We start from the raw sequence: 23,037 nt of genomic DNA on the forward strand, positions 1-23,037 counted from the left end.
TTACTTCAAAGATAAAAAATATCCTAAATTAGAGGGGAAAAAATGAAATTTTCGATTGTATCCATGGTAAAAAATGAATCAGATATTATTGAGTCATTCATTCGGCACAACTTGCAATTTGCAGATGAAATCTTTGTATTAGATAACGGTAGTGATGATAATACGTTGCTGATTTTACACAAACTTCAAGAAGAAGGATTGCCTATTCATTTATTTGAAGATACCGCTCTTGGCCATCAGCAACAACAAATTTCTGAAAAATTACTGTCGCTAGCAAAAAGCCAATCTGATGCCGATATTTTTATGTTGTTAGATGCAGACGAGTTTATCTGTCTACATCCTTGCTCTAATACATATGGACAAGAACAAGTCAAAGATTTCTTCCTTGACTATCTATTAAAAATAAAAAAACATGGCGTAGCCGCCTTACACTGGATAAATTTCTTACCAATAGAAATTGGCGTATCAAACGATTATATCAATCATTTTTGTGAATTTTCAGAATGTACAGATCCACCAATAGCGCATCAAAAAGCCATATACTCAAGAGAGATGTTGGAGCATGCTCAGACAGTTACCGGTAATCATCATTTAATAGATAGAGTAACAGGAAATCCCCTTGACCAAATAATACTAGAGGGTATTGCGTTAGCACATTTCCCAATTCGATCAAAAGCACAAGCAATTACTAAAATACTGACTAACGCCATCTCATTAAATAGCCGTTCGCTAGCAGAGGGAGAATCTTTTCACATTTTTGAAATTAAAAACGAAATAGTTTCCAACAACTACCAGCTTGATATAAAAAAATGTAGAGAAATTGCCTATTCTTACGGGGTTCCTCCCTTCTATACAAAAGAAATTAAACTTTCAAATGGAAAATTAAATTCTTTTTGTATTGAGCATAAGTACACAAATTTAAATAACCTAAGTGTACTCCGTAGCTTAGATACTATTGCTAATAGTTTCGCAAAAAACACTCAAGTACTTAAAGTAAAAATTGACTGTCTGGAACAGCAACAAGAAGAATCAGATAAAATTAATTATTCATTGCGAGAACAAATAATGTCTTTCGAACAACAAAATCAGGAACTTCAGACTACTCTGTCTAAAATTTTACAACAAACAGAAAAATACTCTGAGCAAGCTGATAGTTTGCAAAAGCAAATCGATTATCTTGTCCAACATCAAACAAAAATACAAGATACAGAACAGGAACTTCAGGCTGTTCAACAACAACTGAAATTGACGAGACAACATATTCAGAGTCAAGAGCAATATATACAAGATTTAAATTTAGAAATCAATAAGCTAACTGAAGACCGTGATGCACATGCTCAAAATGCGCTTACTCTTCATTCACATCAAGGATATTTAGAAGAACATTTGCAAGAAAGCCATTATCGCCTTGCAAAATACAAGAAACTATGGGTCATACGCTTAATCAAACCTTTAATTAAAATTGAACAAGCAATCAGCTCGGCTAATCGTTACCGGAAGTTATTCCGTACTTTAATTAACGAAAAAGGTAGTATCGGAAAAGCCTACCAAACTTGTCGTCGTACTTATAAAACTTCCGGCATCCGGGGAGTTAAGGCTTTGCTTCGACAGCAGAATTTAGATTTACAGATGGTTGAAGAACTATCTATTGAAACTGCAAAAGAAGGCGGCTTTGTTATTTTAACTACCAAGCACACTCACTATATTGCAAAATTATTTAGCCACGCGCTCGAAAAAGTAGGCATTAGTTCGTCAATTATTTTTGAGATGCCAAACAGCGGTTATTCAGACAAATGGCATATCGTCATTTGCCCACAAATGTTTGATTCTATGCCATCTCATTATTTAGCCTTCCAGATGGAACAATCTGTCTCTAGCAGATGGTTTAGCGAAAATTATTTTAATCGTTTACACAACGCTGCCCATATTTTTGACTATTCACTGACGAATATTGCTTTCCTTCAGGAGCATCAACTGTCATTTAAACAACTTCACTATATGCCTATAGGAATCTTACCATCTCAAGCAAAACCGAAAGATGTAGATTTTGAATATGATGTTGCTTTCTATGGAGATCCAAATTGTGAACGCAGGCAATTATTCCTTAAAAAATTAGAAGAAAAATTTAAGGTCAAAGTCATTTCCGAAGTATTTGGAGATGAGTTACATGCTTTATTGAAAAAAGCAAGAATTGTTGTAAACATTCATTATTATGAAAATGCTCTTTTAGAAACCACTAGAATTTATGAATGCCTATCATTAAATAAATTGGTTGTTTCTGAAAAAGGCAGCGACCAAAATGATCATACCGAATTAAACGGTATTGTTGACTTCATAGAAATTGATGATATTGACTCAATGGTTCAACAAATAAGTTTTTGGCTAAATTCACCAAAAGATTTTGAAAAACGTTTGCAAGATATCTATCATTTCCAGCAACAACCAGATAAATTCCAATTTTATCTCTATCGTTTCTTACTCTCTCAAGATTTGATTGATTTCGAAACCTTTTACCGTTTAAGCAGTAAATATGTTAAACCAAAAGGTAATTTTTGGTGTCTTAGCCTTCCTGAATCTGTTGCAAGAAGACGGGATTTTGACCACGACAATCACTACGGTATCTATGTTTTCCCGGGATTACGCCACAACATAGGATGGATAGGCTGCGGATTAAGTTATAAATTCATGATGCGTGTTGCAGAAGATTTTAAACTTCCTAATGTTACCATCTGCGAAGATGATGTGTTGTTTAATCCAGAATTTGAGCAACGCTATGAAGAAATAAAAAGCACTTTAGAAAATACACCTATACCTTGGGATATTTATTCAGGATTGATAGCTGATTTATCCGAAGAAACGAAAATTTCTCAATCAAACATAAAAGGGAATAAAGAAAATTTTTACAGTATTGATCGATTAGTCAGTATGGTTTTTAATATTTACAATCAATCTGCTTATTCAAAAATCCATACATGGGATGAACACGATCGTGTGTTTCATAACACCATAGACCGCTATATAGAGCAACATGGAGGGATGAAAGGTGTTATTACTTCGCCATTCCTGGTAGGACATAAAGAAGAGCTATTTTCGACTTTATGGGGTAAACAAAATACCATTTATCGTGAGATGATTGATAAAAGCCAAAATCTCCTAAATCAGAAAATTAATGCTCTTGAGATTAAGCCAAACGAGTAAAAAATGGCTAAGTACGGAGATATACTTCAGACAAAGACAGATATTATTGGCTAAGTAAAACCTATCCTCACTTATTGAAAAGCTTTCTGCTGTAAAAGCTGCCCAACTTAAAAGGGCGGCTTTTCGGCTTAATTTCCTTTTTAACTTTCTGTATAATCAAACCCATATTTTTGCTGGGTAAAACCTATTTTCAGACGGCCTGTTTGAAGAGCAGTCGTTCAATTATTGATTGAAAGCAAATAATGACCCAAACCCTCTTAATCGAACTCTTAACCGAAGAGCTGCCCCCCAAAGCCCTGAATAATCTGAGCAACCATTTTGCCGCTTCCATTGCCGAAGGCTTGGAAAAAGCGCAACTGATTGACGGTGAAACCGCCGTAACCGCTTATGCTTCGCCGCGCCGTTTGGCTGTGCAGGTGAAAAACGTGAAGCCTGTTCAGGCTGATCAGCAGATTGTGAAAAAAGGCCCTGCCGTAGCCAACGGCATGAAAGATGGCGCGCCGACCAAGGCTTTGGAAGGTTTTGCGCGCGGTGCGGGGGCGAAGATTGAAGATTTGAAAGTGATTCACGACGGCAAGCAAGACGTGTTTGCCTATGAATTTACCCAAACCGGCCAGCCTTTGTCTGCCCTGCTCGACGACATCATCAATCAGGCTGTGAAAAAACTGCCGATTCCGAAAGTGATGCGTTGGGGCAGCAGCACCTTTACCTTTGTGCGTCCGGTGCACAGCCTGATCGTGCTGCACGGTGCCGATGTGGTGAACGCGAGCGTTTTGGGCTTACAAAGCGGCAACACCACTTTGGGCCACCGCTTCCTTTCAGACGGCGTGATCACCATTCAACAGGCCGACAGCTATGCCGAACAACTGCGTACCGAAGGCAAAGTGATTGCTTCGTTTGCCGAGCGTAAGGATGCAATTCAGACGGCCTTAAACCAACAGGCAGGCCGTCTGAACGCCACCGTAGCGGCCGACGACAGCTTATTGGATGAAGTCACCGCATTGGTGGAATGGCCGGTGGTATTGGAAGCCGGTTTTGAAGAACATTTCTTGTCCGTGCCGCAAGAATGTTTGATTCTCACCATGCAGCAAAACCAAAAATACTTCCCCCTGTTAGACACTTCGGGCAAGCTGATGAGCCGCTTCTTGCTGGTGTCCAACCTTGAAGCCGCTGATCCTTCGCACATTATTTCCGGTAACGAACGCGTGTTGCGTGCGCGCTTGGCCGATGCCGAGTTCTTCTATCAGCAAGACCAAAAAGCCACGCTGGAAAGCCGCCTGCCTAAGCTCTCGCAAGTGGTTTACCACAACAAACTGGGCAACCAAGCCGAGCGCATTGAGCGTTTGGCTGCCATCAGCCGTCACATCGCCGACAGTTTGGGCGCGGATGCCGCCGCTGCCGAGCGCGCAACCCGTTTGTCGAAAGCCGACTTGGTCACCGAAATGGTGGGCGAATTCCCTGAATTGCAAGGCACGATGGGCAAATACTATGCCCGCTTGGACAGCGAAAGCGAAGAAACCGCCAACGCCATCGAGCAGCATTACTGGCCGCGTTTTGCCGGCGACAAACTGCCTGAAGGCAAGATTGCCACCGCCGCGGCACTGGCAGACAAACTGGAAACGCTGGTCGGCATTTGGGGCATCGGCCTGATTCCGACCGGCGACAAAGACCCTTACGCCCTGCGCCGCTCGGCTTTGGGTATTTTGCGTATGGTGATGCAAAACGATTTGGACGTTAACGAGCTGGTTCAGACGGCCTTTGCCGCATTCCCGCAAGGTTTGCTCAATGCCAACACGCCGTCTGAAGTGGCCGGATTCATGCAGGCGCGCTTGGCGGTGTTGCTGCAAAATGATTATCCGCAAGACATCGTGGCCGCCGTATTGGCGAAAAATCCAAGCCGCCTGAACGATGTGGAAGCCAAACTTCAAGCCGTGGCCGCGTTTAAAGCATTGCCGGAAGCCGCTGCGCTGGCCGCTGCCAACAAACGTGTGCAAAATCTGCTGAAAAAAGCCGATGCCGAATTGGGCGCCGTCAACGAAAGCCTGTTGCAGCAAGACGAAGAAAAAGCCTTGTTTGCCGCCTCACGCGGTTTACAGCCTAAAATTGCCGCCGCTGTTGCCCAAGGTGATTTTCAGACGGCCTTAACCGAATTGGCCGCCATCAAACCACAAGTCGATGCCTTCTTCGACGGCGTGATGGTCATGGCCGACGATGCCGCCATCAAGCAAAACCGCTTGAATCTGCTGAACCAATTGGCCGGGCAAATGAATGCCGTGGCCGATATTGCTTTGTTGAGCGAATAAAGTTTGGAATTGTTAAATAAAAGGCCGTCTGAAAACATAAGTTTCAGACGGCCTTTTCTATTATATTTCTCGCCTGAGACCTTTGCAAAACTCATCCGAATACCAGACATATACATAACCGCCGTCATTCCCGCGTAGGCGGGAATCTATCTTAGTATTTAAGAAACTTTTTTATTCAATAGGTTGCTTTGCTCAAAAATGGATTCCCGCCTACGCGGGAATGACGGCGGTTTTGACTTTTATTGGTAGCCAAGAAGTTTTGCAAAGATCCCAGCCTACACAAAATCGCCCCATAGCGTCTGCATAGCAGCAATAGCGGCCAGAGAAGCGGTTTCGGTACGCAATACGCGCGGGCCTAGAGTGACGGATTGAAAACCGGCGGCAAAGGCTTGCTGCTCTTCTTGCTCCGTCCAGCCGCCTTCGGGGCCGACCATAAAAATCAGGCCGTCTGAAGACGGTTGGATTTGGTTCAGCTTTTGCGCACGGTTTAAGCTCAATAATAATTTGGTTTTTTCAGACGGCATTTTCTGTAAAGCCTGACGATAAGACATCAGCGGCAACACATTCGGCACAATATTGCGGCCGCTTTGTTCGCAGGCGGAAATCACAATTTCCTGCCAACGCTCGACTTTCTTGTCGGCACGCCCGCCCTGCAGGCGCACGGTGGTGCGCTCGCTGATTACGGGCTGAATCTCGCTCACACCCAGTTCCACGCTTTTTTGCAGGGTAAAATCCATACGCTCGCCACTGGAAACGGATTGGATTAAGGTGATGTTCAGCGGGGATTCGTTGTCAGCAGGCTCTTCGCGCAATACTTCCGCGCGGGCGCGGCGCTTTTCCAAACCGAGCAACCGCGCAGGATAAACATGGCCGTTGCCGTTGAATAAAACAATCTCTTCTTCATGTTTCAAGCGCAATACATTCAAATGGCGCACAATATTATCAGGTAAGTCAAGGGTTTGGCCTGACTCAAGCGAATCGGTAAGATAAAAACGGGGCATAGTTTTCAGAATTATTAGCGTATATAATGTATCAGACAAACCGAAGCGGCCAAGCCGTATTCGGGCAAAGGCGATACCGGCACGAGCCATTCGGCCAACGCGGTAACGCTATTTTAAGCGACCTCTGCATGTTTAAGGACAAAAATTGTTACACCGATTGCAAAAACTGGTTCGTCACGTCGCCCAAACAGAAGTGATGCCGCGTTTTCTCAACACACCAGCCAGCCGCAAAACCGACGGCTCCATGCTCAGCGAAGCCGACTTGGCGGCGCAAACTGCGCTGGCCTCAGGTTTGCCGTTGATCATCGACAGGCCGATGATGGGGGAAGAAATGACCCTGCAAGAACAAATCCGTTTGTGGAACGCACACTCGGAAAGCGGCTTGTGGGTGGTTGACCCCATCGACGGCACCAATAATTTCGTCAACGGGCTGCCGCATTTTGCCATTTCCGTGGCCTACATTCAAAACGGTCGCACGCAATTGGGCGTGATTTACAATCCTGTCAGCGGCGAATGCTTTTATGCCGAACGCGGCAATGGCTCATTTTTAAACGGCACACGCCTTCCCTTGCGCCTGGTGGAAAAAAGCTTAAAAGAATCCATTGCCGGTGTAGAAATCAAATACCTGCGTTCAGGCAAACTCACCAGCCGCATGAGTACGCTCTCGCCGGTTGGCGCCAGCCGCAGCATGGGGTGCAGCACAATGGATTGGTGCTATCTGGCTTGCGGCCGCTACGATGTATATGTACACGGCGGGCAGAAATTGTGGGATTATGCCGCCGGCGCGCTGATTTTTGAAGAAGCGGGCGGCTGTTTGGATACTTTGGAAGGCGATGCGTTTTGGAGTGGCGAACATGTCTTCAACCGCTCGGTTATCGCCGCACTTGAGCCCAATTTGTTCAACAAATGGCTTGCTTGGATACGCCAGAATCAATAAAGCCTTTTATCTGATTTTAATATTCGCTTAAAGCTGACAATTTACTAAAATTATTTCACTTCTTAACAGCATTTAATACTAAGAATAGTAGAATCGATTCTGCTGACAGACACTGCTCTTTTATCCCTTTTGGGCAGTGCAGCAAGTAAGACGTTTTCCCGCAATGTATTGGCCATTCATACTTCTCCCTTGGTATGAATGGTTTTTTTTGTCTGTTATTTCTCTATGCTGACGTGCCGCTTCTTAAAAATTTACCGACTTCAAATGATAAGTAATTGAAATCAATATAAACATGAAAATAAGTGTAAATACACTACGCTCTTATTTCTTATTACTGCTCGGCGCTATACTGAAAATGAAACAGATGATAACAATTACCCGCTGTCTGACAACAAAAAAGGAGACTGTATCATGTTACTCGAATACCGCAACGTTCTTGTCGCCGTCGATGGGTCACCTCAAGCAGAAAGAGCTTTCCACAAGGCCGTGGCCATTGCCCTGCGCAACCAATCGCGCTTGGTGATTGCGCACATTCTCGATCAATCGCTGATGCACATACCACGCTGCTGACGCAAAACATCTATAGAACAGCTCGAAACCGAAGCACAAACCATGTTAAACGATTATGCCGAACACGCACATCAGCAAGGTGTCGGCGAAGTGGATTTAATTTTGCAATCCGGCAATCCGAAACAGCTTTTGTCGGAAGACATTCCGCAACGTGAAAACATCAACCTGATTGTTTTGGGCGCAACCGGTTTGAATGCTTTGGAACGTATGCTGGTTGGCTCATCATCTGAATATATTGTCCAACATGCCCAAACTGATGTATTAGTAGTGCGCAGTGGCGCATAATCGATTTCCATCACTTAAAGCCGTTTCAAACGGCCTGTCTCTCAAAATCAATTTTGCCGCAGAATCGGTCAAAATTTAGACTTAAATTAATGAAAGGCCGTCTGAATCTGAATTATGATAAAAAACAAACCCAAGAAAAACATCTTTATGACATTTTATCTTTTTATATATTTACCAAAGATAACGTATGAACGAATATAAAAACATTTTGGCCGGTATCGATGGCCCCCGCAAGCAGAAGCAGCCTTGAAAAAAGCGACTGCCATCGCCCAACAAAACGGCACGCGCCTGACGATTGTGCATATTGTCGAAGAAATCAAATCATATCGTGCAGCGTCATTTCATGACGGCACACAAATCCAAATTCAGGATCAGGCACAAGAATTGATCAACGGCTGCGCCAAACGCTGTGTCGAATCGGGCTGTACCGATGTGATTTGCATCGTTGAGCAAGGCAACCCAAAAGCCTTGCTTGCCATTGATATTCCATCGCGTGAAAAAGTGGATTTAATTGTTACCGGCGCCACCGGCTTGAACGTATTCGAGCGTTTGATGATTGGCTCGTGCGCCAGCTACATTATTGAACACGCTGAAGCTGATGTGCTGGTGGTACGCAATTAATTAATAACACATCAGGCCGTCTGAACCATTTACCGAAGCAGCCCTTAGGTTAATGTATTTCAGACGGCCTTTTCTTATGCCTGAAAAACCCGCATTAATAACTTCCTGATATTTAGCAATTTACGAAATGTCACATACAATAGCTGAAATATTGATTTCACAAAAGGAGGATGTATGGCGCACGCGAACAAACAAACGGGCATTAACCGTTTTCTCAACATCGTCGAACGACTGGGCAATATTCTTCCCAATCCGGTGGTATTGTTTTTAGCCTTGATTATTGCACTGCTGATTTTGTCGGCAGTGGGGGCGTATTTTGACGTGAGCGTGATTGACCCACGCCCTGAAGGCACCAAAGGCCGCGCCGAAGACGGCATGATTCGCGTGATTAACCTGCTCAACGGCGAAGGCTTGGCCAAAATCGTCACCCATCTGGTGAGCAACTTCACCAGCTTCGCGCCTTTGGGTACGGCCTTGGTGGCCTTGCTCGGTGTGGGCATTGCTGAAAAATCCGGCTTGATTTCATCAGCCATGCGCGCCATCGTATTGAATGCACCGAAACGCTTGGTGACCTTAGCGGTGGTATTTGCGGGTGTGATGTCCAACATCGCGGCGGAACTGGGCTATGTGGTGATTATTCCTTTGGCTGCCATGGTGTTCTATTCGCTCGGCCGCCATCCTTTGGCCGGTATCGCCGCTGCGTTTTCCGGCGTTTCGGGCGGCTACAGCGCGAATTTATTAATCGGCACAGTGGATCCAATTTTGTCGGGCATTACCCAATCTTCTGCACAATTGATTGCACCGGATTATTTGGTCGGCGCACAAGCCAACTGGTATTTTATGGCGGCCAGCACCTTTTTGGTAGCCGGCCTCGGATTTTTGATTACCGATAAATTAATCGAGCCACGCTTGGGTGCATACGACAAATCCGAAGGTGACGGAAGCGCGGAAGGCATGAGCATTGAACAATTAAACGCGCAAGAGAAAAAAGGCTTGCGGGCGGCATTTGCCACAATTTTGGTGCTACTCGGCCTAATTGCCGCTGCCAGTCTGCCCGAAGGCGCGCCATTGCGCAATCCTGAAACGGGTGATTTGATGAATTCGCCGTTGATGTCGGGTATTGTGGCGTTGATTTTCGTGTTCTTCGCCCTCTCCGGCTTGGCTTACGGCAAAGTAGCGGGGACGCTGAAAACCAGTTCCGACGTAGTGGACGGCATGGTCAGTTCCATGCGCTCGATGGCGATTTACCTGACACTGATTTTCTTTGTGTCGCAATTCGTCGCCTACTTCGGCTGGAGCAACTTAGGCCCGATTCTGGCGGTGAAAGGTTCGGAATTTTTAAAAGAGATCGGCTTGAGCGGTGGCTTGTTGTTTGTATTCTTCGTCATCATCTGCGGCCTGATTAACCTGATGATTGCCTCATCTTCGGCGCAATGGGCAGTAACCGCACCGATTTTCGTGCCAATGCTGATGTTGGCCGGTTACGCACCGGAAATGATTCAGGCGGCCTACCGCATCGGCGATTCAGTCACCAATATTATCACACCGATGATGCCGTTCTTCAGCTTGACCTTGGCCATCGCCATCCGCTACAAAAAAGATGCGGGCGTAGGTACTTTGGTTTCTCTAATGCTGCCCTACTCAATTGTCTTTGCCATCGGCTGGACGATTTTGTTCTACGTGTGGGTATTCATATTGGGCTGGCCAGTCGGTCCGGGTTCGGCAACGTATTACCAGCCTTAAGGTTCGAGGTTTAATGACAAGGCCGTCTGAAAGAAAGATAAAGTGGCGCATTGGCTGCTTTAGTTTTCAGACGGCCTGAGGCCTTTGCAAAACTGCCTGAAAAGCCACTGCACAAAAAATCGACGTCCTTTCCGTGCAGGCGGGAATCCATTTTTGAACATGGCAAACTATTGAATAAAATAACTTACTTAAATGTTAAGATAGATTTCCGCCTGTGCGGGAATGACGGCCGTTTGAGCGTTTATTGATGGCTCATGAAGTTTTCAAAAGATCTCGACCTAACCTAATTAATATTCACGAAAATACAAAAAGGCCGTCTGAACCTTTTGCGTTCAGACGGCCTTTCCTTATCCCAATAATTTTTTATGTTGCCGAGATTATTTGCTGCCCCACACGTCATCAACAATACTGCGAATCAGCGCCAATTTTTTCCATTGGTCTTCTTCGGTCAATTCATTGCCTTCTTCGGTAGAAGCGAAACCGCATTGCGGGCTGAGGCACAATTGGTTGATGTCAACATATTGCGTGGCTTCTTTAATGCGCTCGATGATTTCTTCTTTGGCTTCCAACTCGCCTGATTTTGAGGTAATCAAACCCAACACGACTTGTTGGTCTTTAATGAAGCGCAACGGTTTGAAGTCGCCGGCGCGGTCGCTGTCGTATTCCAAGAAGAAGCCGTCAACGTTGCAGCCGCCGAACAAGATTTCCGCTACCGGCTCGTAACCGCCGCTGGAGAACCAAGTCGAACGGAAATTACCGCGGCAGATGTGCATGGTCACGACCATGTCTTGCGGCAAGGCGGCGCGGATGTCGTTCAGCATTTTTACATATTTACGCGCGATGTCGTCTAAATCCAAGCCTTGTGCTTGGTATTTGGCGCGTTTTTCTTCCGAACAGAATTCGCCCCAAGAGGTGTCGTCTAATTGCAAAATGCGGCAGCCCTCGGCATACAGCGCATTACCTGCGTCGATATAGGCTTGGGTGATGTCGGCAAACAACAATGCTTCGTTGTCTTGATAGCGCTCAATTAATTGCGGATTCGGTGTGCGCACGCAGGTAATCAGGTGCAGCATGCTTGGCGACGGAATAGTGAATTTCATCGGATAATCGCCCGCTTCGGCTTTCAGGGATTTGAAGTGATTGATAAACGGGTGTACTTTCGGAAATTCGATTTTGTCGGTGATTTTCAACGTAATCGGGCGCATGTGCGCTTGGAATTGGGTGCTGTATTCTTCGGCTTCCACCAATTCCACGCCCAATAATTCAAACAGGAAATCCAAGTGCCACCATGTGCGGCGGAATTCGCCGTCGGTCACGTTCGGCAGGCCGACTGCTTTTTCTTTGGCCACCAATTGGCTCACTTCAGCGTGTTCCACTTGGTGCAATTGTTCGGTCGAACACCCGCCGCACGCGCATTGGCTGCGGGCTTTTTTCAAAGCCTCAGGGCGCAAAAAACTGCCGACGATGTCGAAACGGAAAGGGGCGCGGTCGCGTAAAGTCGCGTTTGGGAAAAGTGTGCTCATGATGATCCTTTTTTCAGGTAACGGTTTTATAGTTAACGTTTGAGTATAACAGACTCTGCCGGTTTTCAGACGGCCTGCGAAATAAAGGCCATCTGAAAAATCAGCATGTTGGGATGAATCTTTTTCATACAAAATATCAAGGCCGAGATTTTTGCAAAGCTTCCGATAACACAAACAACACTAAACTGACGTCATTCCCGCGCAGGTGGAAATCCCTCTTCAAATTCGAGAAGCCTATTTTATCCAATAGTTTCTTATCATCGACAATGGATTTCCGGCTACAAGAAAATGCAGTGTTCAGCATTGATTGGCTACTGCCCGTTTTTTACAAAGGTTAAAAGGCCGTCTGAACAATAATCCTTTCAGACAGCCTTATCCCAATCCGACCTTAACCGGTATTACGCAAACCTTGCGCCACGCCGTTGATGGTCAAATGCACCATCAGCAAAGCATGACGGTTGTTCGGATCTTTACGCAAGCGCTTGAGCATGGCCACTTGCAAGCCGTTTAAGGCATTCAGATACGGAATGCGCAAGGCCAGCGAGCGCGCCAGGCTGCGGTTGTCACTCAACAGCTCGGTGGTTTGCAGGATATCCAGCAGGGCTTTACGGCTGCGCAGGTATTCGGCTTTAATCATTTGGAAAATGGCCGCGGCTTTTTCGGGCGTTTCGCTCAATCCGGCATAGTCTTCCGCCAAAGTGATGTCGGTTTTGGCCATCACCTGCTCCATGTTCGACAGCATGGCTTGGAAGAACGGATTGTTTTTCGCGTGGTCCTGCATCGCCGCCATGCTATCCGGATCTTGCCGGCACAAGGTTTCGACCGCGCTGCCGAAACCATACCAAGCCGGCAGCATCAGGCGGTTTTGCATCCATGAGAACACCCACGGAATCGCACGTAAATCCTGAATCCGCGCCAAAGTTTTACGACTGGCCGGACGGCTGCCCAAATTCAGCGTGGCGATTTCCTGAATCGGGCTGGTTTGCAGGAAGTAATCGATGAAATCTTCATGCGTAATCAGCTCGCGGTAATACTTGAAGGAAATGTCCGACAAGGCTTGCATGAGTTTCGGATCAGGATCTTTGCGGTCGGGCAGCAAAGTCGCTTCCAACGTGGCCGCCACCAAGGTTTCCAGATTGCGGCGGGCGTTGCTCGGGTCGGCATATTTGGCGGTAATCACTTCGCCCTGCTCGGTAATACGGATTTGCCCCGCTACCGAACCGGCGGGCTGCGCCAAAATCGCTTGGTAAGACGGACCGCCGCCGCGACCCACGCTGCCGCCACGGCCGTGGAACAGGCGCATGCGTACATCGTATTTCTTGAACAAATCCACCAAGCCCAACTCTGCCTGATACAGACACCATGAACTGGTCACATAGCCGCCGTCTTTGTTGGAATCGGAATAGCCCAGCATGATTTCTTGGAGGTTGTCGCGGCTCATCACCAGCTCGCGATACCATTTCAAGCTGAACATTCTGTCCATCACGGGACAGGAGTTTTCCAAGGCTTCGATGGTTTCAAACAACGGCACAATATTCATACGGCTCTTCGGTTTGCCATTTTCAATCAGCAACAGACCGCATTCCTGCAGCAGCAAGGCCAAGGCCAGCAAATCGCTCGGCTGCTCGCAGTTGGAAATGATACTTTGGGTAATCGCCTGTTCGCCGAATTCGTCTTTGATTTTGCGTGCTTCGGAAAAAATCGCCAGTTCTCGGCGGGCATGCTCACTATAAGTAATAAACGGGCTGTACAGCGGACGTTGGTGCTGCAATTCGCGCAGCAACACGGCTTGTTTTTCTTCTTCCGACAAATTGGCATAATCTTCCAAACCCGCATGCCGGAACAATTCCGCCACCACATCGCCGTGTTTTTCAGCGTGTTGGCGCAAATCCAACGGCATCATATTGAAACCGCACACCGATGCAATGCGGATTAAATCGGCCAAACGGCCTTCTGCCATCAAGGCGCTGCCGTTGTCGCGCAACGAGCGTTGCAGCTTTTGCAAGTCGGCAATAAATTCCTGCACATTGGCATACGGTTGGCCAAAACCGAAATGGCAGCCCATGCCCAAACCCAATGAACGCGCTTTGCCCATCACACGGGCCATGATGTAAGCAATGGCGCGGCGGTAAGGCTCTTCCAAACGGGCAATTTCTTCGTCAGGCGACTCATCCGACATTGCCATCACGTCGTCATTCACTTTCACTCGGCGGGTGGACAATGGCAACTCGTGATACAGCTCGTCCAATTCGCCGCGATAGCAGCGGAACACCGCATCGGCATGGCGGGTAAACGCATGGCGCAGGGTTTCGGCGGTCACAAACGGATTACCGTCGCGGTCGCCGCCGATCCAGCCGCCGATTTTCAGAATATCCGGCACTTCCACATCAGGATAGGCCGTCTGAAAATCACGTTCCATGCCACGGTAGAGTTTCGGCAGCGCCTCAAAAAAGCTCATCGGGAAAATGTTGACGCCGTTGTTGATTTCGTCGTTCACGCTCAACTTATATTGACGCGTTTCGCTGGTTTGCCACAAGCCCAGCAAAATGGTTTCGATGTCGCGGCGCAAATCGGCCAACGATTCGGCATTGGTGCAACGTTCGCGCTGCGGCAATAACGCACGGATGCGGCGGTTGAAGCGCAATACCGATTGGCGTTGTACTTCGGTCGGATGCGCGGTCAATACGGCAGTGACATTGGTTTCGTTTAATTGTTTTTGTACCGTTTTGCCGTCAACCTTATTGGCACGCAGTTTGCGCACGGTTTCGGCCAAGCTGCCGTCGGCAGTATTGTGGCCGGCATCTTCATGCACTTGACGGCGGCGCTCGTGGTGTACGTCTTCGGCAATGTTCAAAATCTGGGCGAATAAACCGCAAGCCAAGGTCAAATCATGTGCCTGCTGCTCATCAAGCTGCGGCAAAACCTTCTCAATCAGCGCACCGGTATCGTCAGATGTGGATAACTGCTTCACAATTTCCACCACCAACGGCGATGCTTCTTGGTGCAGCAGATTGAACAGGCATTGTTTCAAAAACTCGGCATCGGCGGCCAGCGCCGCGTCTTTCGGGTTATTCAGAATATGAAGCTGCATATTTTTCTCTCTTATTTCAAGCTTAGACGATTCCATTGTATAGCAGGATTGGGAAAACCGCTACAATGATAATAATGCCGTTTACAGCAAGCCATACGCCTGTTTCTTTTCACATAAGGCGGTTTTTGTTTCATTATTAATATCGCGATATGTTGCAGATTTTCAGACGGCCTGATGATTATCCAATCCGCGTAAACCCTATTCCCTAAGTCAAAAATAGCTTAAAATGCCACCATTCACGCATTGATAAACAAAACCGGCTTCGGCCGGCACATTTCAGGAAACGACGATGTTAGACTTGACCCACTTAAACGAAAACAACGAAGCCCACATGGTGGATATTTCCGGCAAGGCTTCCACCTCCCGCACCGCCCGTGCCAGCGGCGTGATCAACATGAGCCCGCAAGCCATCGGCATCTTAGCCGACAATGCCGCACAAAAAGGCGACGTATTGGGCGTGGCGCGCGTGGCCGCAATTCAGGCTACCAAGCAAACCGGCTTTTTGATTCCCTTATGCCACCCGATTTCACTCACCCACGTGCGCGTGGATTTTGATGTCGATGTCGAACTGGCGCGTGTAAAAGCCACCGTTACCGCCACCACCGAAGGCCAAACCGGCGTAGAAATGGAAGCGCTTACCGGCGTCAACATCGCGCTTCTGACCATTTACGACATGATGAAAGCCATCGACAAAAGCATGACCATCACCCAAATCCATTTGGAAGAGAAAACCGGCGGCAAAAGCGGTAATTTCCTGTTTAACAACGATTTTGAAAACATCGATTACTAAACTGCGCTAAATATCGGTTCCCCATTCTGCCAAGTCTGCACGGTTGCTTTATAATCGGTGCAGACTTTTTTCTTACTCAAAAGGCCGTCTGAAACATTTCAGACGGCCTCAAGCGATACCATGAACGATGCCCAACTCTTACGCTTCAGCCGCCATATTCTGCTAGACGAAATCGGTATTGAAGGCCAAGAAAAATTATTGCAATCCCATGCCGTGGTGGTCGGCTGCGGCGGACTCGGTGCTGCCGCGCTGCCCTATCTCGCCGCTGCCGGCATCGGCCGCCTGACCATCGCCGATTTTGACACCATCGACGACAGCAACCTGCAACGCCAAATCATGTTCACCGAAGCCGACATCGGCCGCAGCAAAGCCGAAGTGATGGCAGGCCGTCTGAACGCGATCAACAACGCGGCCGACATCACCGTCATCACCGAAGCGCTCGATGAAACACGCCTCACCGACTTGCTGCAACACGCCGACATCGTCTTGGATTGCTGCGACAATTTCGCCACCCGCCAAGCCGTCAACCGCGCCAGCGTCGCCACGCGCACGCCTTTGGTTTCCGGTGCGGCAGTGCGCTTTGAAGGCCAGCTTGCCGTATACCGCCCCGACTTGCCCGGCTCGCCCTGCTATGCCTGCCTGTTTGACGGCGATTCCGCCAGCGACGGTGCCTGCGCCTTATTCGGCGTATTCTCGCCTTTGGTCGGCATCATCGGCACCAGCCAAGCCGCCGAAGCCTTAAAAATCCTGATGGGCAGCGGCACCGCCCAACACGGCTGCCTGCGTGTGTATGACGGTTTATCGGGCGATTGGCAAAAATTCGACTTCGAGAAAAACCCTGATTGCCGTGTCTGCGGGAAACATTGATTTAAATATAAAATAGGCCGTCTGAAAAAGATTGAAACAACGCTTTTCAGACGGCCTATTTTTTTATAACAACCGACGAGAATCAATATTCCGCCGAATGCCAAAACGGCTGCCCCACGGTAGGCGTACTCGCCCTAGCCTGTTCGCGCGCTTGCACCGGTTCGGCTTCGAAAGCAGCTCGTCCGGCTTCGGTAGCCAGTGCAAACGCACGCGCCATGTTCACCGGATCGCCCGAGCGCGACACGGCGGTGTTGAGCAACACGCCGTCAAAGCCCCACTCCATCACCTGCGCCGCTTGCGACGGCAAACCCAAGCCGGCATCGATAATCAGCGGCGTATCGGGCAAGCGTTCGCGCAACACTTTCAGCGCATATTCATGCACCACGCCCAAGCCCGTGCCAATCGGCGCCGCCCATGGCATCAGCACCTGGCAACCGGCATCAAGCAAACGGCGGCAGGCGATTAAATCTTCGGTGCAATACGGCAGCACTTTAAAGCCGTCATCAATCAGGATTTTGGCCGCCTCAACCAATTGGAACACATCCGGCTGCAAAGTATCGTCGTCGCCGATTAATTCCAATTTAATCCAATCGGTTTCAAACACTTCCCGCGCCATGTGCACCGTGGTCACGGCTTCTTGCACGCTTTGGCAGCCGGCGGTATTGGGCAAAACCGGCACCTTCATTTGCTGAAGCAAATCCCAAAAGCCCTGTCCGTGCGCCTCACCTGCCGATCCGGCGCGGCGCAGCGACACGGTAATCATGCCGGGTTTGGCCGCTTCGACCGATTGGCGCAATACCTCCGGCGTCGGATAAGCCGCGGTGCCGAGTAACAGGCACGAAGCAAACGATTCTTCATAAAGATTCAACATGATGTTCCTTTCCGCTTCAGCCGCCGACCACCGGCCGCACAATATCGACCGCATCGTTTTCATTTAATAGCGTTTGCCCATACACGCCTTTAGACACAAATTGCGTGTTCACCGCCACGGCAAACGGCTTCGCAGGCTCGACCGCCGCCACCAAATCGGACACGTTTTTTCCTGAAAATTCAAAATCTTCGCCGTTAAGTTTAATGTTCATGCCAACTTTCCTTCAGGCCGTCTGAAATGTTTCAGACGGCTTATTCATCCCACAAGGCCTGAAACGCTTTCACCGCTGCTTCCGGGTCTGCCGCTTCAGTGACCGCACGCACCACGGCCAACGAGGCCGCACCCGTTGCCAACACTTCGCGTGCGTTATCCAAATCAATGCCGCCAATGGCCACTACCGGCGTATCGCCTGCCTGCTGCACATATTGGCGCAGATTATCCAAGCCTTGCGGCGCAGTCGGCATTTGCTTGGTGGTGGTCGGGAAAATCGCCCCGCTGGCGGCATAGCTCGGGTTCACTGATAAGGCGCGGTCGAGCTCGCTCACCGAATGCGTGCTCAAACCTAAGCGTAATCCGGCGGCTTCGATGGCGGCCAAATCGGCGGTATCCATGTCTTCCTGCCCCAGATGCACGCCATACGCGCCCGCTTTCACCGCCATTTCCCAATGGTCGTTGATGAAAAGCTGGGTATCGCTGCCTCGGCAGGCGGCAACGCAGCGTTCGATTTCGCGGTATAAGGCATCGCCGCTCAATTCTTTATTGCGCAGCTGTACCGTATCCGCACCGGCTTTTACCATACGTCCGACCCAGTCGGCGGTCGGAACAACTGCATAAAATTTCAAAGGTTTAACTAATTTTGGGAACTGCATTTTGGGTTTCCTTATAGGGGTTTCAGACGGCCGCTAGGCGCACGTAATCCAAGCCGGTTCCGGCATCGGATTGGACAATCGCGCCGCCGCCGAACAAATTGACCGCCAAGCGCACTGCCGCGCCTGCCACCGCCGGTGAAATCATAAAACCATGGCGGAATAGGCCGTTTACTTCAATCAAACGCGATGCCTCATGATAACGGATTTCCGGATTATGGTGGTGTAAAGTCGGGCGCAGGCCGACAGCAATTTCGCGGATTTCAGCCTCGCCAAAAGCGGGGTGCACCGCATACAGTGCCGACAACAACTCCAAACCCGAACGCACGCTGGCCGGCGCATTGCTTTCGCTTTCCAACTGGGTCGCACCGATCACAAACAGATGATTTTCCTTCGGCGCAATATAGAGCGGATAACGCGGATGCAGCAGGCGTACCGGGCGGTTCAGGCTGACTTCGGGGGCATAAACGCGTGCCACTTCGCCGCGCACACCGCGCAAACGGCTCGGTTCAGACGGCCTGTTCCAACGCGTTTTGGCACCATAACCGCGACAATCGATAATGCCGTCAAATCCTTGCAAATCAGCCACTTCACGCGATTCTTGCTAATGGCAATGCACACCGATGCCTTCCAGCGTATCGGCCAGCGACACCAGCACTTGGCGGTTGTCCAACTGGCCTTCTCCGGGCAAATACAGGCCGTCTGAAAAACGGCCGGCCAGTTGCGGCTCATGAGCGGCAATATCGGCGGCATACCAGCGTACAGTCGGGTTTTGCCCTTGATTGGCGCGGCTTAAGCGCTGCTGAAAATCACGCGACAAAGGCTTATCCTGCCCATGCCACACAATCAGGCTGCCGTTTTCCTGATGGAACACCGGCGTTTTCAAACGGCCTGTGATATCGCGCCACAAATCCATGCTTTGCCGCCCGAGCTCCACCACCAACGGTGTGGCTTCCACCGATTCGGCCAAAGGCGCGAGCATGGCCGCCGCCACATAAGCCGCCGCCTGCTCGCCCGTGCGCGTACCCTTATCAAACAGCGACACTTCAAAGCCTTGCTGCGCCAAACCCCATGCGGTGAAACGACCCGACAAGCCGCCGCCCAATACTGCGATGTGTTTCATCTTTTGCTCTTTTTTGATCGAAAAATGACTGTATGTCATTGTAAATAATTTAGTGATGCGGATAAAGGCCGTCTGAATGAATTTTGAAATGTATCAAGGGGTTTAGTAAGATTGATTGAGCTATGATTGAAGATTGATGTTATTTTAAAGTTTGCGCTTCATGGCCGCGCTGCCACCTACTTTTCTTTGCTTCGCCAAAGAAAAGTAGGCAAAAGAAAGGCGGCCGCAGTTGCAGGTTCGCCCTTTGGGGCGAACTTCCCTCACTACGCAGGATTTTGGCAGCAGGCTCGAACTCGCTGCCTTTGGGCAGCTCAAACACCGAGCTTTTATCCTGCCAAAACCCTACTCCATTCGGCTGCGCCAGCGGATTGACTGTAGGCTCTAAAAGTTTCTGCCAGGCAAAATTTAATTATCTGAAATACTGAATTAATAACCCTAACCGCATTCTAGAAATTTCAACCTGTTAAACCCTTTCAGACGGCCTGTTTTCTTTGCTATGATAAACCTTTCCCTTCTCACTTACCCACCATCATGACCCTGCTTGACACCGCCCGCCGCTATTCTCCGTTTCTCGCCCGTAATTTGGATTCAGGCCGTCTGAACGCGGACGTTTTTCAGCCCATGCTGCACAAAGTTTTAAGCATGGAAGATTTCCAAGCCTTTGCCGATTGGGACAAAATCCGCGCCGATGAAAACGAAGAAGAGTTGGCCAAGCAATTGCGCGAGTTGCGCCGCTATGTGGTGTCGCAAATCATCGTGCGCGATGTGAATCGTTTGAGCGATTTGGACGAAGTCACGCGCACAATTACGCTGTTTGCCGATTTTGCCATCAATATGGCGCTGGATTTTTCCTATGCCTATTACCAAGACATGTACGGCACGCCCATCGGCCGCTACACGGGCGGGCCGCAGCATTTGAGCGTGGTGGCGATGGGTAAGGCCGGCGGTTACGAGTTGAACGTGTCTTCCGACATTGATTTGATTTTTGTGTATCCCGAATCGGGCTCAACCGACGGCAAGCGTGACCGCGACAATCAGGAATTTTTCACACGCGTGGGCAAGAAGCTGATTGCGCTGTTGAATGACGTCACCGCCGACGGCTGGGTATTCCGCGTCGACATGCGCTTGCGGCCTGATGGTGATTCGGGCGCATTGGTATTGAGCGAAACCGCCTTAGAACAATATTTGATTCAGCAAGGGCGCGAATGGGAGCGCTATGCGTGGTGCAAAGGCCGCGTGGTGACACCGTATCCCAATGATATTAAGGGATTAATCCGTCCGTTTGTATTCCGCAAATATTTGGACTACAACGCCTACAGCGCCATGCGCAGCCTCCACCGCCAAATCCGCAACGAAGTCAGCAAAAAAGGCTTGGCGGATAATATAAAACTCGGTGCCGGCGGTATCCGCGAAGTCGAGTTTATCGCACAGATTTTCCAAATGATACGCGGCGGCCAAATGCGTGCGCTGCAATTAAAAGGCACACAGGAAACACTGCTGAAACTGGAAGAATTGGACATTATCCCGGGCGAACAAGTTGCCGTGCTGCTGGAAGCCTACCGCTTTTTGCGCGATGTGGAACACCGCCTGCAATATTGGGAAGACCAGCAAACGCAAACCCTGCCGACCACGCCCGAGCAGCAGCAATTGCTGGCCGAAAGCATGGGCTTTGCCGATTACGCCGCTTTTTCAGACGGCCTAAACGCCCACCGCAGCCGCGTGAATGCTTTGTTCAACGAAATTTTGAGCGATTCCGAAAGTGAAGTCACCGAAAGCAACCACGAATGGCTGTGGGCTTGGCAGGAAGCACCCGATGAAGATGAACGCGCCCACCGCTTAAACGAACACGGCTTCCATGCCGGCAGTGTAGCCGCACGCCTCGACCAATTGCGCGGCAGCCACAAATACCGCCATTTGTCGGCGCAAGCCCAGCCGCGCTTTGATGCGATTGTGCCCGCCTTTATGCAGGCCGCCGCCGCGCAACCCAATCCTACCGACACCTTTATACGTCTGATGGATTTTCTGGAAAACATCAGCCGCCGTTCGGCTTATCTCGCCTTTATCAACGAACACCCGCAAATCCTGCAGCAACTGGCCGAAATCATGAGCCAAAGCTCGTGGGTGGCCGCTTATCTCACACAATACCCGATTCTGCTCGATGAGCTGATCAGCACCCAACTGCTCGAAACCGATTTCGATTGGACTAAGCTGGCCGCCGAGCTTTCAGACGGCCTCAACAACTGCAAACACGACACCGAAGCGCAAATGGACATCCTGCGCCATTTCCAACACGCCCAGCTGTTCCGTTTGGCGGTGCAGGATTTGGCCGGCTTGCGGACGATTGAAGCCCTCTCCGACGAACTCTCCGCACTGGCCGACACCGTGATTGCCGCCGCGCTGCCGTTTGTGTGGGCAGATATGCCGAAAAAACACCGCGACACACCGCAATTTGCCGTCATCAGCTACGGCAAACTCGGCGGCAAAGAATTGGGCTATACCTCGGATTTAGACTTGGTTTACCTGTTTGACGACAACGATCCCGAGGCGCAAGACGTGTATATCCGCTTTGCCCGCCGCCTGACCAACTGGCTTTCCACCCCTACTGGTGCGGGTACGCTCTACGATGTCGATGTGCGCCTGCGCTCCAACGGCGACAGCGGTTTTCTCGCCCAAAGCGTGGCCGCGTTTGAAAAATACCAACGCGAAAACGCTTGGACATGGGAACACCAAGCCCTTACCCGCGCCCGCTTTATCTGCGGCATGCCCGAAATTCAGACGGCATTCGACCGCATCCGCACCGATATTCTCACCACCGAGCGCGACACTGCCAAACTGGCACGCGAAATCATCGGCATGCGCGAAAAAATGTTCCCCAGCCATCCGCCCGTCGACAGCAACGTCAAATACGCGCGCGGCGGCGTGGTCGATGTCGAATTCATCGTGCAATTCCTGATTTTGGCACACGCCCGCCAACACCCCGAATTGCTCGACAACTACGGCAACATCGCCCTTTTGAACATCGCCGCCGACTGCGGTTTGATCAACAAACAACTGGCCGGACAAAGCCGCACCGCCTACCGCTTCTACCGCCAACAGCAGCACAACACCAAGCTGCGCGATGTCGGCAAAGTGGAAGTGAATGATGTGTTGCTGGGGCATTATGACAGCGTTCGGAAGCTGTGGCTGGCGGTGTTTGGGGAAGAGGCGAAAACGTGTTACGCAGCCTGAGACCTTTGCAAAATCTCATG

Annotated in this window: 13 protein-coding genes and 3 pseudogenes; 9 read left to right on the forward strand and 7 right to left on the reverse strand. The window is 49.4% G+C overall.

All coding sequences use genetic code 11. The features are described from left to right. Window positions 1–42 precede the first annotated feature (42 nt). Both ACFPVS_RS05845 and glyS read left to right on the forward strand, forming a co-directional pair. On the forward strand, window positions 43–3,198 hold the full coding sequence (locus ACFPVS_RS05845; RefSeq protein ID WP_096294584.1) for a glycosyltransferase family 2 protein: 3,156 nt from the start codon (window positions 43–45) through the stop codon (window positions 3,196–3,198). A gap of 239 nt (window positions 3,199–3,437) precedes the next feature. Beyond that, on the forward strand, window positions 3,438–5,501 hold the full coding sequence (glyS, locus tag ACFPVS_RS05850; RefSeq protein ID WP_378595498.1) for a glycine--tRNA ligase subunit beta: 2,064 nt from the start codon (window positions 3,438–3,440) through the stop codon (window positions 5,499–5,501). A 275-nt stretch (window positions 5,502–5,776) separates the two neighbouring features. Here glyS and ACFPVS_RS05855 read toward each other — a convergent pair whose 3' ends face one another. After that, window positions 5,777–6,502 carry a 16S rRNA (uracil(1498)-N(3))-methyltransferase gene (locus ACFPVS_RS05855; protein ID WP_096294583.1) on the reverse strand — a complete coding sequence of 242 codons (726 nt, stop codon included), beginning with the start codon at window positions 6,500–6,502 and terminating at the stop codon, window positions 5,777–5,779. Window positions 6,503–6,647: 145 nt separating this feature from the next. On the opposite strand from ACFPVS_RS05855, the gene ACFPVS_RS05860 reads away from it, so the two are divergent. The 4 genes and pseudogenes from ACFPVS_RS05860 to ACFPVS_RS05875 all read left to right on the forward strand — a co-directional run bounded on the left by ACFPVS_RS05860 (window position 6,648) and on the right by ACFPVS_RS05875 (window position 10,658). Beyond that, entirely contained in the window at window positions 6,648–7,439 is a 792-nt protein-coding gene (locus tag ACFPVS_RS05860) for an inositol monophosphatase family protein (RefSeq protein ID WP_123804014.1), read from the forward strand. Window positions 7,440–7,850: 411 nt separating this feature from the next. Then, window positions 7,851–8,294 (forward strand): annotated as a pseudogene (locus ACFPVS_RS05865) (universal stress protein). Between the two features lie 240 nt (window positions 8,295–8,534). Beyond that, a pseudogene (locus ACFPVS_RS05870) lies at window positions 8,535–8,915 on the forward strand (universal stress protein); the annotation flags it as partial. Between the two features lie 174 nt (window positions 8,916–9,089). Continuing rightward, entirely contained in the window at window positions 9,090–10,658 is a 1,569-nt protein-coding gene (locus tag ACFPVS_RS05875) for an AbgT family transporter (RefSeq protein WP_096294581.1), read from the forward strand. Between the two features lie 377 nt (window positions 10,659–11,035). Here ACFPVS_RS05875 and ACFPVS_RS05880 read toward each other — a convergent pair whose 3' ends face one another. Continuing rightward, complete coding sequence (locus tag ACFPVS_RS05880; RefSeq protein ID WP_096294580.1) at window positions 11,036–12,181, reverse strand: 5-methyltetrahydropteroyltriglutamate--homocysteine S-methyltransferase; 1,146 nt, start codon at window positions 12,179–12,181, stop codon at window positions 11,036–11,038. Between the two features lie 388 nt (window positions 12,182–12,569). Beyond that, window positions 12,570–15,272 (reverse strand): phosphoenolpyruvate carboxylase, encoded by a 2,703-nt coding sequence (ppc, locus tag ACFPVS_RS05885; RefSeq protein WP_096294578.1) that lies wholly within the window; start codon window positions 15,270–15,272, stop codon window positions 12,570–12,572. 289 nt (window positions 15,273–15,561) lie between these two features. Here ppc and moaC point away from each other — a divergent pair, with 289 nt between their 5' ends. Next, window positions 15,562–16,062, forward strand: coding sequence for a cyclic pyranopterin monophosphate synthase MoaC (gene moaC, locus ACFPVS_RS05890; RefSeq protein ID WP_096294577.1), 501 nt, complete (start codon window positions 15,562–15,564; stop codon window positions 16,060–16,062). 120 nt (window positions 16,063–16,182) lie between these two features. Then, window positions 16,183–16,929: a HesA/MoeB/ThiF family protein gene (locus ACFPVS_RS05895; RefSeq protein WP_096294576.1), complete on the forward strand. Its 747-nt coding sequence runs from the start codon at window positions 16,183–16,185 to the stop codon at window positions 16,927–16,929. Between the two features lie 82 nt (window positions 16,930–17,011). Here the strand turns inward: ACFPVS_RS05895 and ACFPVS_RS05900 are convergent, their stop codons facing one another. The 4 genes and pseudogenes from ACFPVS_RS05900 to ACFPVS_RS05915 form a co-directional block, all read right to left on the reverse strand. Then, on the reverse strand, window positions 17,012–17,800 hold the full coding sequence (locus ACFPVS_RS05900; protein WP_378595484.1) for a thiazole synthase: 789 nt from the start codon (window positions 17,798–17,800) through the stop codon (window positions 17,012–17,014). A 16-nt stretch (window positions 17,801–17,816) separates the two neighbouring features. Next, window positions 17,817–18,011, reverse strand: a complete 195-nt coding sequence (gene thiS, locus ACFPVS_RS05905; RefSeq protein ID WP_096294575.1) for a sulfur carrier protein ThiS — start codon at window positions 18,009–18,011, stop codon at window positions 17,817–17,819. Between the two features lie 40 nt (window positions 18,012–18,051). After that, window positions 18,052–18,669, reverse strand: a complete 618-nt coding sequence (thiE, locus tag ACFPVS_RS05910) for a thiamine phosphate synthase (RefSeq protein WP_096294574.1) — start codon at window positions 18,667–18,669, stop codon at window positions 18,052–18,054. Between the two features lie 22 nt (window positions 18,670–18,691). Then, window positions 18,692–19,789 (reverse strand): annotated as a pseudogene (locus ACFPVS_RS05915) (FAD-dependent oxidoreductase). A 531-nt stretch (window positions 19,790–20,320) separates the two neighbouring features. Here ACFPVS_RS05915 and glnE point away from each other — a divergent pair. Continuing rightward, window positions 20,321–23,017 carry a bifunctional [glutamate--ammonia ligase]-adenylyl-L-tyrosine phosphorylase/[glutamate--ammonia-ligase] adenylyltransferase gene (gene glnE / locus ACFPVS_RS05920; protein ID WP_378595485.1) on the forward strand — a complete coding sequence of 899 codons (2,697 nt, stop codon included), beginning with the start codon at window positions 20,321–20,323 and terminating at the stop codon, window positions 23,015–23,017. The last annotated feature ends 20 nt before the right edge of the window (window positions 23,018–23,037 follow it).

The sequence above is a fragment of the Neisseria weixii genome, from assembly GCF_042658245.1.
Classification (GTDB): Bacteria; Pseudomonadota; Gammaproteobacteria; order Burkholderiales; family Neisseriaceae; genus Neisseria; species Neisseria weixii.

Coding starts and splice junctions, on each gene's coding strand:
- ACFPVS_RS05855 (WP_096294583.1), bottom strand. CDS start 6,502: ATGCCCCGTTTTTATCTTACCGATTCGCTTGAGTCAGGCCAAACCCTT.
- ACFPVS_RS05845 (WP_096294584.1), top strand. CDS start 43: ATGAAATTTTCGATTGTATCCATGGTAAAAAATGAATCAGATATTATT.
- thiE (WP_096294574.1), bottom strand. CDS start 18,669: ATGCAGTTCCCAAAATTAGTTAAACCTTTGAAATTTTATGCAGTTGTT.
- thiS (WP_096294575.1), bottom strand. CDS start 18,011: ATGAACATTAAACTTAACGGCGAAGATTTTGAATTTTCAGGAAAAAAC.
- ACFPVS_RS05900 (WP_378595484.1), bottom strand. CDS start 17,800: ATGTTGAATCTTTATGAAGAATCGTTTGCTTCGTGCCTGTTACTCGGC.
- ACFPVS_RS05895 (WP_096294576.1), top strand. CDS start 16,183: ATGAACGATGCCCAACTCTTACGCTTCAGCCGCCATATTCTGCTAGAC.
- ACFPVS_RS05880 (WP_096294580.1), bottom strand. CDS start 12,181: ATGAGCACACTTTTCCCAAACGCGACTTTACGCGACCGCGCCCCTTTC.
- moaC (WP_096294577.1), top strand. CDS start 15,562: ATGTTAGACTTGACCCACTTAAACGAAAACAACGAAGCCCACATGGTG.
- ACFPVS_RS05875 (WP_096294581.1), top strand. CDS start 9,090: ATGGCGCACGCGAACAAACAAACGGGCATTAACCGTTTTCTCAACATC.
- ppc (WP_096294578.1), bottom strand. CDS start 15,272: ATGCAGCTTCATATTCTGAATAACCCGAAAGACGCGGCGCTGGCCGCC.
- glnE (WP_378595485.1), top strand. CDS start 20,321: ATGACCCTGCTTGACACCGCCCGCCGCTATTCTCCGTTTCTCGCCCGT.